General features: G+C 60.5%; 7 protein-coding genes. 3 read left to right on the forward strand and 4 right to left on the reverse strand.

Annotated features, from left to right (window positions below; all coding sequences use genetic code 11):
- Positions 1–68 precede the first annotated feature (68 nt).
- The 4 genes from TBK1r_RS11755 to TBK1r_RS11770 all read right to left on the reverse strand — a co-directional run bounded on the left by TBK1r_RS11755 (position 69) and on the right by TBK1r_RS11770 (position 7,404).
- Positions 69–3,968 (reverse strand): WD40 repeat domain-containing serine/threonine protein kinase, encoded by a 3,900-nt coding sequence (locus TBK1r_RS11755; protein WP_145210424.1) that lies wholly within the window; start codon positions 3,966–3,968, stop codon positions 69–71.
- Entirely contained in the window at positions 3,949–4,827 is an 879-nt protein-coding gene (locus TBK1r_RS11760; RefSeq protein WP_419581254.1) for a sigma-70 family RNA polymerase sigma factor, read from the reverse strand. The genes TBK1r_RS11755 and TBK1r_RS11760 overlap by 20 nt, the downstream gene beginning before the upstream one ends.
- 97 nt (positions 4,828–4,924) lie before the next feature.
- A complete protein-coding gene (locus TBK1r_RS11765; protein ID WP_145210430.1) occupies positions 4,925–5,713 on the reverse strand; it encodes a 4'-phosphopantetheinyl transferase family protein in 789 nt (262 codons plus the stop codon).
- Between the two features lie 5 nt (positions 5,714–5,718).
- Entirely contained in the window at positions 5,719–7,404 is a 1,686-nt protein-coding gene (locus TBK1r_RS11770) for a bifunctional folylpolyglutamate synthase/dihydrofolate synthase (protein ID WP_419581255.1), read from the reverse strand.
- A 411-nt stretch (positions 7,405–7,815) separates the two neighbouring features.
- On the opposite strand from TBK1r_RS11770, the gene TBK1r_RS11775 reads away from it, so the two are divergent.
- The 3 genes from TBK1r_RS11775 to TBK1r_RS11785 are packed head-to-tail and all read left to right on the forward strand — an operon-like array spanning position 7,816 to position 12,625.
- Positions 7,816–8,913, forward strand: coding sequence for an ABC transporter ATP-binding protein (locus TBK1r_RS11775; protein ID WP_145210436.1), 1,098 nt, complete (start codon positions 7,816–7,818; stop codon positions 8,911–8,913).
- Positions 8,910–10,805, forward strand: coding sequence for an ABC transporter permease (locus tag TBK1r_RS11780; RefSeq protein ID WP_145210439.1), 1,896 nt, complete (start codon positions 8,910–8,912; stop codon positions 10,803–10,805). Before TBK1r_RS11775 ends, TBK1r_RS11780 begins: the two co-directional genes overlap by 4 nt.
- The gene (locus TBK1r_RS11785; RefSeq protein WP_145210442.1) at positions 10,802–12,625 is read left to right on the forward strand and encodes an IRE (iron responsive element); all 1,824 of its coding nucleotides are present in this window, start codon (positions 10,802–10,804) and stop codon (positions 12,623–12,625) included. The genes TBK1r_RS11780 and TBK1r_RS11785 overlap by 4 nt, the downstream gene beginning before the upstream one ends.
- Positions 12,626–12,682 lie beyond the last annotated feature (57 nt).

Consider the following 12,682-nt stretch of genomic DNA (forward strand, 5'->3'; position numbering starts at 1 on the left):
ACACTGCGAAGCGAAGACAAGCCGAGATGCCCGGACGCTGGCGCGAACCGGCTGATGTCAATTGATAATCAGCCGTTTGGCGCGAGCCTACGGGCCTCAACCTCTTCCTTCGTCGATTCGTCGACTAGACGAATGACTTCGATCCGAGAGTTGGCTTCGGCGATCATCAGGTAACGATCGTCGGGGCTGAACTCGACTCCCACGACACGCTCTTTCCGTGGTTGCAAGGCGATCAATTCCAATCCGCTGTGCGTGTCCCAAATCCGGATGACTCGATCGGATCCGACCGTCACGATCCGGTCCCCCGTGATCGACGCCGTCACGCGAGTCACGGGACTGCTGCTGACCAGCAAACGCTGACCCAGCTGGGGTGGTTGCGAGTCCGCGACGGCGTCTGGAAACGGAGTGTCCAATGGATGTGCGAGGTGGCCGGCCGTCGCCGGAGAGGTCAAATCGTCTTCCGGCATCTCACCGGGATTCCAGATCGCACAACTGCCGTCGTCACCGACGGTCGCCACCTGGTTTCGATCGGCGAGCCAAACCAGGTCATTGACCGAACTGGGATGCGCCTTCCAGACTTGCACCGGTGTGTCCGCCCACTGCCATTGGCCGTCATCCGATCGCAAGACCGTCGCATAGAAAACACGTCCAGCCCGGGTGCATCCGAAGATTCGATCGCCCGACGGAGCCACCTTCAGTCGAGAAATGCCACCCAGCCGTGGCAACATCAACTTCTGCGGGGGCGCGTCGGTGGTCAAGTCAAACAACAACAGGCCCTCTTCGCGGATGGTTGCATTGCCGTTCGGATTCGCTTTAGCCTCTTCTTTCGAAAGCTTGACGTCCTGAGCAAAGGACGCGACGAGATGTTGTGAATCGATCAGGCTGACGGCGGTCAACTGGGCGCGTCGCTGCACATCGATCGATCGTTGGGTGACCAAGTCGGTTTTCCCGGATTCAAACACTGAGATTGCGCTTCGCGTATGGACGACGAATCGGGGTGGCCCCCACCCTGTCCGCCGAACATCGCCATGAAGCTGCATGCTGCCGATTCCGCGTGCCGCCCAGACACGTCGCAGTTCAACGTCCAACGCGTGTTTGCTCAGCGAGAAGGACTTATAGAACAGGCTCCGGTGACGTCTTGCCCCGGCGATCGCGACGGCAATTTGTCGTGGCGAAACCCAAGCGGCATCCACCAAGATGCGGTCGGAAACATTCAGCGTTTCGATCGCGTCGTGGCCGTCGTTGGACCACAACAGCACCTTGCCATCTTCGCTGGCGGTGACAAGAAACGGTTGACAAAAACGAAACGGCGGCTCGCCCGATTTCGGTTTGGCAAGCTTGCGACAGGGGGCAAGGTAAAGCACATCCCCGACCGTGTTCTCGTGCCCGCGGTAATCACGGATCAGTCGAATCGCGAACGATTCGGTGGGCAGCGAATGGGGATCGTCGGCGGACTTCTCTTCGGGCGGCGACGCCTCGTCAGCCGTACCCGTCTTCTTGGGCGGCGCCGACTCAGTTGCCGACTCAGTTGCCGACTCAGTCGCTGGCGTGGACGCCTTGGCGGGTTGCGGGGGCGACTCGGCGACGGAAATCCCCGTCAGCGACCAACGCGAAACATTGCCATCACGACCGCTGACGATCAATTCGTCTCCGTCGGGAGAGAAGCGAACTTGCGAGGCCGCGCGCTGACTGGCCTGGAACTGACTGGGCGGGTGCCTCAGCGGCATTCGCAAATCCTTGACATAAGTCATTCCGATGTCGTCGCACCAGGCGATCCGATGCGTTTGGGGGTGAAAGTCCAATCCACGCATGCCCAGCCCACGCCAGATCAACCCTTCGTGGCCGAACGCATCGGGGGTGACCCGCCAATGTTCCACAAACCCCATCGATCCCATCGGCGCCTCAAAACGTCCGCGGGTCGTAATAAACCTGGTGTCATCGGTGAATTGCAAGGCGGTGATCGCGGGCCGGTCGGCCCATTGGCGTTCAAGTGTGAGAGTGAACTCGCCCGCATCATTTCGCTGCAACAAGACCAACCAGCTGTGCTCATCGATGGCGCGCGTTCCACTGGCGTTAGACCCGCCGCCGACCAGCAGTCGTTTCGAATCGGGGGAAAAGGCGATCGCATGACCGCGTCGCAACTTGGGCACGGCGATCCGCTGGTCCTGTTCGTTTTCCTGCAGATCCCAAACCGTCACGGCGCCGTCTCGATCGATCCAGCACAACCATTTTTCGTCCGGGCTGACGGCCAACGCGTGGACCGAGCCCTGTGATCGCACGAGAATCTGTGCGGGACCGAGCCCGCGTCGTTGATCCTCGTCGGCGTTGAAGAACTCTCGATCGGACGGCAGCTTCCATTTTAAAATCGTCCCATCGCTGCAGGCGGCAAACATCCATTGGTGTTGACGCGAAACGGCCAACGCGTTGATCGCCACTGTCGAGGAGACGCCCGGGACGTCGGCGTTGAGCACGGTCGAGGGTGAGTGGGAAATGAGATCGAGCAGTCGCCATTCCCAATTCCGCATCGAATCGGGAATGTTGCGCAAAAGTTCCAGCCCACGGGTGCGGTCGCCTTCGGCCAACTCATGCGACGCCCGGGACAGTTCGACCATGTGGCGGTGGACCAGCAACGCCTCGCGTTCGGCTTCGCTTTGTTCATTTTGACGGACCAACCGATTGGCACGATCGCTCAGTTGGATGTGCCGCACCTGGGCGACCAGGATTCCCATCAGCAGTATGAGAACCACCGGAATTCCCATCACCAACAACGCATAGGCGGGATGAAGTCGCCCCCAAACCCAGATGTTTTCCAACAGCGACACCTTGCGTGCCAGGATCGGCTCGCGTCTGCGAAACCGTTGCAAATCATCGCGCAGATCGGCTGCCGATCGGTAGCGTGCGGTGGGTGATTTCGCCAAGCACCGCAGCGTGATGGTTTCCAGATCACGAGGGATCGCCGCGCGCCGGCTGCGGGGAGGCGTCGGAATTGCGGTCTTGTTCGCTTGCAACACCTCGCGTGCTTTGCCGACAAACGGCGGCGTTCCGACCAGCATCTCATACAGGATGGTGCCCAGTGCATAGATATCCGTCGCCGGCTGGTTGGCGTTTTCGGCGCCTTCGGCCTGCTCGGGACTCATGTAAGCCGGCGTCCCCAGGACCGTACCCTCGGTGGTCAATCCGGACGAAAACTGGGGGTAGCTGGCCAAGCCGAAATCGAGAACCATGGGACGGTTCTTGTTGAGCATCACGTTGGCGGGCTTGAGGTCGCGGTGCACGATGCCATGGTCGTGGGCACAGGCGACGGCGTCGGCCATTTGCGACATCCAGTCCGCCGCCTGATCGAAATCCAGAGGACCGTGATCTTTCAGGTACCGGGCCAGCGACGGTCCATCGATCCACTGTTGGATCAAGATCGGCAAACCGTCCTCGATCAAGACTTCGTGGACTTGGACCACGTTGGGATGCGTGATGGCAGCCGCGGCACGAGCCTCGGTTTGAAAACGTGCCGCACTGGTTTCACTGGTCACCCGCGAAGCATGCGGGACCTTTAGCGCCACCCAACGCGCCAGCCGAGCGTCTCGCGCACACCACACGCTGCCGGTCGCCCCGGTGCCGAGCCGTTTGCGGATTTCAAACCGTCCCAGCCAAACCTTGTCACGATCCAGCGTGGCCAACTCCGCCAAGCGGCTCGACGTCGGCAAGCGACGACTGTTCAGATCGCTGGCGGGAACCTTGACCGTCTGATCGCGGGTCTCTTCGGCGTCGCGGTACGCTGCGTCGATGGCGTCCAGTTCCTGCGTCAACTGAGTCCGCCAGTCTTTGGGCACCCCGGCCAGAAACGGAGCCCGCTCGACCTCGCCTTCTTGAAGCGACGCTTCGTAGGCATCGCACAACCGATCGATCGTGATCCACTTCTCGCGTGAATCTTCTGCCGACCCCCCGTGCGAATCAGGTTTGCCGGTGTTCATCGGAGTTCTCCAAGATCGGACTCCACAATCGACGGATCAAATTCAGTTTTCGCTCCACCGTCCGCGTGGCGCAGCCGAGTTGCTCGGCGATCTCCTCGTTGGTAAACCCATGCAACTTCAACGACACGATTCCGCGCAACGTCGCTTCGGAAAGCTGTTCCAAAAACTGCTCGATCGCTTCGTTGGACGCCGCCTGTTCAGCACCGGAGCGTTGGTTCCTGTCGCGAACCGCGTCGAGCGGATAATCCTCATGCTTTCGCCCCACACGTCGCGAAGCGAATTCAATTCGCGAGGAACTCGGGTTGGCCCCGTCGCCGAGCGATAACCCGTCGCCGAGCGATAACCCGTCGCCGAGCGATAACCCGTCGCCGAGCGCTAATCGGTTGCGTCCGCCCGCCAGCGGGCCCGACCGGGACACACCGGGGTTTGACGAACCCGTTTGGGGCTCCAGGCGATCCAACCGGTTTGACTTGAGCGAGGCGCCGTTTGCCGACTCGCCGGCCTGGGGTTCTGCGGGACGACGTCCGCCTTCACCGCCGCGGCACAACGCGTTGTCGTAGCGGACCGAGTCGATCGCTTTGTTTCGTGTCAGTCGCGCCAAGATCGCCCAAGCCTGTCCGCCGGTGACGAGCGCGTCCAACTGGCCCGTTTCGATCCGGTCGAAAAAACTACGGAAGGCGCTTTGGGCAACATCTTCCTCATCGGCCAAACCGCCGCCGGTGGTCAGCCGAGTTCGCGCGACACGCTCGACCTGGCCACGGTAACAACGATACAGCTTTGCCGCGGCGGCCTGGCGTTCTTCATCGGTTCCCGCCTGACGAAGCTGATTCAAGATCAGGGTGATTGAGCTTTCAGACATAAGCATTGAGGCGGGGAGGGGGTGAAAAGCAACGTCTCAAAACGTCGAGCCGCCTATCTCCATCTGCTCACAGTCTGACATATCTTGGACTGTTTTGTCAAAGTTGTTCTCCGACATTTGAGCGATTACTCGCCCCCCCAACGAGATCCTCGAAGGGCTGCCAGTTGACCGTCGCCTGCGAAGCCTCGCCCGTCACGGCGACCGCAGCGGAGGCGATGTACCCTTCTCTTGGTGAAGAGCATACAAAACTCCACTGCTTTTCCATGTCCAATCCCGGTGTCAGGAAACGAATCACAGGTCGCTCCGATTCGATTTGATCAAACGCGAAATCGGCCAGGGGCGTGTGCAACCCCGTCCCGATGGCTTTGATGAAGGCTTCTTTGAGAGTCCAGATCCGCAGAAAGAAGTATTGCTGCAACTCGCTCGGCTGGCGACGCAAGAACTGCACTTCCGGCTCGGCAAAGTACCGTTCGGCCAGTTCGGTCGAAGTGCGACGGTGAATCGATTCCACATCCACGCCGACCAAATCGACCTGCGGATCGGCGACGCCGCATAAAACCAACCCGTCGGTGTGCGCGATATTGAACGGCTGAATCGCTTCATCGGGCATCACGACTTGCGGTTTGCCGTGTTGGCCCATGCCGAAACGAATCTCCTGGGGCGCCACGTTGCGGGCTGCCAGCAGACGGCGCGCCATGGCGCGACCGACGACATGTTGATTGCGAGTGGTGGTGCGTTGGAAACGATCGGCGTGGATCAGTTCATCCTGGGCCAGCCAACGTTCACAGCGGCGTTCAAATTCGCCCCGCTGGTCGGTCGACGTCGCCGCATGCCAAACACGCAGGTGGCAGGGTCGCGACTGTGCCTCAGAGGTCTCGGGGTGCATGGTGATCACGACGCCTGGTCGGTGGGATCCGCCGCCACGCAGCGATTGTCGCTTCGCCGCAGATCGGACAGCGATAACAGTCGCGGACGCAGTTCGCCGGCCAGAAAAAAGGACCCGCAGATGATCAACGTTCCGCCACCTGCCGACCCGATGCCCACATCGAGTGCGAGCTGTGGATCCTCGACACAGCGAATCTTCACGTCTCGGTCCCGTCCGCTTTGCAGCGTGTCGCCGAGTGGGGCGAACGCGTCGACCAACTGATCGGCCGACACCGCGCGTGGATTGGTCGTGTAGCGGGTGCAGATGATTTCGTCGGCAATCTTGCCGAGTTCCGCGGCCATCAACGAGACGTCCTTGTCTCGACTGGTTGCGAAGATCACGACGAGGGGGCGGCTGTACTGCCCGGTTGAATTCAAATCGCAGTGACCAAGAGGCGGCTCGATCATGCGGCGGTTGATCGTTTGGCACAAGGCCAGGATCGAATCGTGATTGTGTGCGGTGTCCAGCACCACTTGGATGGGGGCCGATTCGAGGGGCGATTGCGGCTGCAACCAAAACCGCTCCAATCGCCCCATGCAGCGGACGCTTTGCAGCCCCGCGGCGATCTGTTGGTCGCTGACGGACAATCTCTTGGCGACGTGCGGGCCCTTGGCGACGTGAGGGCCCTTTGCGACGTGGTGGCTGTTCAACAGCCGGATGATCGAGATGGCGATGGCCGCGTTGTGAACCTGGTGTGCCCCATCGAGCGCGAGGAACAGCGGCAAACCGTCGGTCGATTCCCCCGCGGCCAGATCCCGAGAGGCCAGATCACGAGAGGCCAGATCGGCGGCGGAGGCGTGGTAGACGAATTGACTGCCGACGGCCAGTTGCGGGCCGATGCGAACGTCAAAGTCCAGGCCTTTTTCAAACAGCACGCTGCCGCCGCGCCGGGCGGCCCGGCGGATCGCCGCCTGCGCCTCCGGTTGAACCGCCCCGGAGACGACCGGCACGCCGCCTTTGATGATCCCGGCTTTCTCGGCCGCAATTTCCCCGATCGAGTCTCCCAGGACGCGTTGATGGTCCAGGCCGATCGAGGTGATCGCCGCAACGGTGCTGGCACAGACATTGGTGCTATCGAGGCGGCCGCCGAGGCCGACTTCTAAGACAATCACGTCGCAATCGTTGTGGTCGAAGTGCAGCACCGCCATCGCCGTGGTCAATTCGAAAAACGACACCGGGTTGCCCGATGCATCGAGCGGATCGACCACGGGGGCAACCCGTTGGACCAACTCGATCAGGTCCTGGTGGCTGCAAGGCACCCCATCGATGCGAAAACGTTCTTCCAGATCGGTCAGGTGGGGCGACGTGTACAGGCCGACGCGATAGCCGGCGGCGGTCAGAATCTGGCTGACCATGGTCGCGGTGGACCCTTTGCCCTTGGTGCCGGCCAAATGAATCAGGGGGACTTTGGGGCCGCGATCGCCTTGCCGGCCGGACGGCTGGTGATCTCCGCCTTCGCCGCGGGGTCGGCGGTGGAGGTAGCCGCCGAGTCCGAGCTGTTGAAACAGTTCTTCGGTGCGTTCGAGCCGAAAAAGATGGTCATTTCGGCTGCCAGCGGTTCGTTCGTAATCGATCCGGTCATAGAGGTACGCGACGGCCTGCTGGTAGTCCGATCGGCGACTTGGCGGTTCGACGTTGCGCGGATCAAGCACGAAGTGGTCTGGAGCAAGGGGAATTTGGCGTTGGGGCGCGGGCGCTGGCGGCCTGTCGGTTTCAGCCCGCAGGCGGAAGCCAAGGGTCTGCGCCGCGCCCTCGGTTACACGTCGGGCCAGCGCTACCGCGTTGAATTCGGAATATCGACACAATCGACAGGCTGCTTGCCGAGCCGCCTCTCGCTTCGCCCGCGGGCGCCGCGGTATTGTGCCAAGGCCGGTACCGCCTTGGCAACGACGCATCGTGGCGAAGACTTATAAAAAGAGTCTGGCGGAAAAAGTCCGAACCGCCGGTAGCAATCTCGCGTAGCGTAACCAACCCTCAATATTCCGGCTGGATTTTTAGACAGGGCCGACTGTTTCTGCCTTATCAGCCCACCCTTTTGCCCTTTTCTACGGAAGCCTTTGTTCGTGGATACCGATTCAACCGCCGTCGCGGACTCCGCCGACGAAAACACCCCCGCCGGCGCCGCTCCGGTCGCCGCCCGCTCCACTGCGACGGGCAGTGATGTCGTCATCGAAACCCGCAACCTGAGCAAGATTTACAAGGATTTCTGGGGCCGAAAGAAAGTCCACGCATTGAAATCCTTGGACATCGAAGTCCGCAAGGGCGAGATCTTCGGTCTGCTCGGCCCCAACGGCTCGGGCAAGTCGACCACGATCAAATTGATCTTGGGCTTGCTGTTCCCCACCAGCGGACGTGTTCTGGTGTTTGACAAAGACGCCACCGAAACCAAAAAGAACGAGCAGATCGGCTACCTTCCCGAAGAATCCTATCTGTATCAGTTCCTCAACGCCGAAGAGACCCTGGACTTTTACGGACGCCTGTTCGACATGTCCGGGCGACAGCGAAAACAACGCGTCGAGGAACTGCTGACGCTGGTCGGGTTGCAAGGCGCCCGCCACCGCCAACTGCGTGAATACAGTAAAGGGATGCGGCGCCGCGTCGGCTTGGCCCAGGCGCTGATCAACGACCCCGACCTGATCCTGTTGGACGAGCCCACCACCGGCTTGGACCCGATCGGGATCCGCGAGATGAAGGACCTGATCTTGGCCCTTCGCGATCAAGGAAAAACCATTCTGCTGTGCAGCCACCAACTCGGTGACGTGCAGGACGTCTGTGATCGTGTCGCCATCTTGCACCAGGGCGAACTGAAAGAACTCGGACGCGTGACCGACCTGCTGAAGGTCCAAGACGTGACCGAAGTCCACGCCAGTGGGCTCAGCGAAGAGGCCAAGAACGAAATTCGCGAGGTCATCGCGCGGCACGGTGCGGACCTGAAATCGATGGACAACCCGACCGCGACGATGGAGGACTTGTTCCTCAACATCGTCCGCGAAAGCGAAGCCCGACCCGGCGCTCGTCGCGTCTCGGCCACCGCCAGCGACGAACCGGCCGCCGATGAGCCGGCCGCCGATGAGCCGGCCGCCGATGAGCCGGCCGCCGATGAGCCGGCCGCCGACGCCTCCGCCGCCGATGGATCGCAAGCGGGGAGTGACAAATCATGAATTTGCAACCAGATGATTTCTGGACCTTTTCCGAATGGCTGTTCCGGCCCGGAGCGTTTCTCGAAAGCGCCTTCCTGCAAGGCGTCGTGCTGATCGTCCTGGCGATCGTGCTGGGATTGCTGGTCGGCTATGTGATCTCCGCCGCCCGCTACGGCCCCGGTGAGGGATTCTACGCCGTCGCCCGTGCGATCCGCGACCTGCTCCGCACCGATCTGCCGGGCACCAGCCCCAGCCGGATCGTGGCGTTGGCACGGTTGGCGTTCAAAGAAGCCATTCGTCGCCGTGTGTTGTTCGTCGTCGGCTTGTTCGTCGTTATCCTGCTGCTGGCCGGTTGGTTCCTGAACCCCGAAAGCGACGACCCGGCGCGACTGTATATCAGTTTTGTGCTCACCGCGACCAACTACCTGGTGTTAGCCCTGGCGTTGTTCATCAGCGCGTTTTCGCTGCCGCAAGACATCGAGAACCGTACGATCTACACGATCGTGACCAAACCCGTTCGCGCGACCGAAATCGTGCTCGGACGGATGCTGGGCTTTGTCGCCGTCGGAACCGTGATGCTGATCCCGATGGGATTGGCCAGTTATATCTTCGTCGATCGCGGGCTCGACCACACCCACTACGGAGTCGTCGAGGCGAATGAAATCGACGGCCGGATCGTCGGGAAGACCGACCGCGTCCGCAAACACCAGCACACCTTCACGATCGAGGCCGGTGAAACTCAGGGGCTAACCAATTTCGTCCGTGGACACCGCCACGTTGTCACCCGCCTCGACGATGGGTCGTTCACCATCGGCCCGCCGACCGGTCAGTTGCGAGCCCGTATTCCGTCCTATGGGGAAATCCAGTTCTACGACCGCAACGGTGATCCCAAAGACTCCGGCATCGACGTCGGAGCCGAACGGCTCGCCGGCGGCTACGGCTCGGCCGGCATCTCGCGGCTGATCGGTGTCGCCAAAGGAAACCGCAAACTGGAACACTCCTACGTCGAAGGCGGAACGCTGGGGATGGCCGAGTTCACGTTCGACAACGTGACGCGGCAACGCTTCCCCGACAAGATCCCGTTCGACCTGTCGATCCGCGCCTACCGATCGTTCAAAGGCGACATCGAGTCGGGCATTCGCGGATCGTTGACGTTCAAGAATCCCGACACCGGCTTTTCATTGACTCCCAAGCAGTTCACCGTGGAGGAGTACCAGATCGATGAGCGTGAGCTGCCGCTGACGTTCGAATGGCTGAACAAGGAAACCGGCGAAGTGGAAACGCGAAACGTGTTTGACTACGTCGTGACCGAAGACGGCCGCATGCAGATCCTGCTGAAATGCTTGGACAGCAGCCAGTACCTCGGGGTGACCAAGAGCGGTCTGTATCTCCGCCCGGCGGAATCCAGCTTTGCTTGGAATCTGACCAAGGCGTACGGTTCGATCTGGTTGCAGATGACGATGATCATTGCGTTCGGCGTGATGTTCAGTACGTTCCTGAGCGGACCGGTCGCGATGGTAGCCACCGCGGTCTGCGTGCTGCTCGGATTTTCCGCCGAGAGCATCTATGACACCCGTCACTTTATCGATTCGAACATCGAACGCGGCGGCGGCCCGATCGAGTCCTTGGTGCGTCTGGTCAAACAAGACGCGATGACCACCCAGCTGGACGTTGAAGGTGTTGCCAACACCTTGATCAAGTCGGCTGATGCGGTGATCGTCTACACCATGGACGCCGTGGCTACGGCATTGCCGAACCTGCCGCGGATGGTTTCGACGGCCGAATACGCCGCCAGCGGAATCGATATTTTCAACGCCGTGTTGGCGCGTCACAGCGTCGCGACACTCGGCTATTGCCTGTTGGCATTTTTGATCAGTTACTTCTTTTTGAAAGCTCGTGAGATCGCGGCATGAATCAGTCGACTGCGTTTCGTCGCAAAATCATTTACCTGGTGATTCTTGTGGCGACCTTGGTCCCGCTTTATCTGTTGGGCCAGCCCTCCGATGGCACCGCCGATTCAGGCGGTCAACTGGCCACGATGCGCCAAGAATTTGGGATCGCCGAAAGCGACCTCGGTGAAATCAGCCCGGCCAGCGAAACGATGAAACTCGCGTCGCTCGGGCTGCGTGGTGTCGCCGCAACGCTGTTGTGGGAAAAGGCGCACAAGTACCGGGTGCTGCACGAATGGGATCGCCTGAAGGCAGCCCTGAACAACATCGCCCTGTTGCAGCCGCACTACGACAAGGTTTGGGAACACCAGGCTCACAACCTGGCCTACAACGTTTCGGTCGAGTTCGATGACTATCGTCAGCGTTACGAAATGGTCCGCGAAGGCACCGAGTTTCTAACCCGTGGCGTGCGTCAAAACCGCAAAGCCCCGCGGCTGATCTGGTACACCGGTTGGTTCTACGGCCAGAAGATCGGCATGTCGGACGAGAAACGTCAATTCCGACGTCTGTTTGCCGACGACACCGTGCTGCACGATTCGCTGGCCAACGAAGGCATCGCCGTCGACAGCAGCGAAGCGCTCGGCCCGTTTCAGAAACCGGACAATTGGTTGGTCGGACGGTTGTGGCTCAATCACGGCTACGATGTCGTCGACGCCGGCGTCGAGATCCGTCGTCAGACCCCGATCAATTTCTTTGAAACCGGTCCGAAGTGGTCGATCAAACACGCCGAAGCCATCGAAAGCGAAGGCGTGCTGGATCAACGCGCCATTAGCGCCTGGACCAAGGCGTCGGAAAACTGGGACCGATTCGGCAAACGAAGCATCCCGACCCTGGCCCGATTCACCGTCAAACTGGGATCACTGGCGGACCTGCTGAACGAACGCGGCGAATTGGCAGAAAAGTTCCGCAAACTTGCCGGACAAGTCTATCTGGACATGAGGCAAGAAAAGGTCGACCAGCTGCCGATCGACATGCGCAACGTTTACGAAAAGGACCCGGACCAACGCACCGAGGCCGGCAAGGAAGCGATGCCAAATATCCTGGCAGCGATCGAACCGAATTTCCAGGAGGTCGCACAGCGCCTGCCGACCGAAAAACAATTGCCCGCCCTGCAGATCCTGGACGAAATCGACGACCTGGACCAACGAATCCAGAAAACCGATGGCCTGCGTAAACAGATCAACTACGTCTACTGGGAAAGCCTTTCCATGGCCGAACAGGAAGACCGAACGGTGAAAGCCCGAAAGCTGATCTACGACGCCGAAAAGGCCAACCGAGAAGCCGAAGTCGACTTGGCGATCAAACTGTACCTGGAAGCCTTCCAGATCTGGTACGAGATCTTTGAAGACTATCCGGTGTTGACCATCGATGACTCGGCCGAAGATCTGTACGCGTCGATCCGCCGCTACATGATCATGATCGACTCCGAAGAACTCTCCGAAGATTTCCCCCTCAGCGGCTTCGCCGAGATGATGGAGCAGGGCTTGGGACGGACCAGTCCGGAAAGCTACGAACGGTTCCGCAAGGAACAAGAGGAACTGGCCGCCAAACGACAGAAAGAGCTTGAGGAAGAGGAGCGACGCCGAGAGGCCGAAGCCGCCAAGGAAATGAAGGCGGAAGCCGCAAAGGACGAAACTCCAAAGGACGAAACTCCAAAGGACGAAACTCCGAAGGACGAAACGACCGAGAGCGATGAGGCGTCCACGGACGAATCGCCCGCCGAGGAAACGACCGAGGAAGAAGGTGACGTCGAGGCAGAGGAAGCTGAGTCACCGGCCAACTAGGTAGGTCACGCTGTGCGTGACACCTAGCATGCACAGCATGCCCTACGTCTCGGACAC

It is taken from the genome of Stieleria magnilauensis, from assembly GCA_007753675.1.
In the GTDB taxonomy this organism is placed as follows: Bacteria; Planctomycetota; Planctomycetia; order Pirellulales; family Pirellulaceae; genus Stieleria; species Stieleria magnilauensis.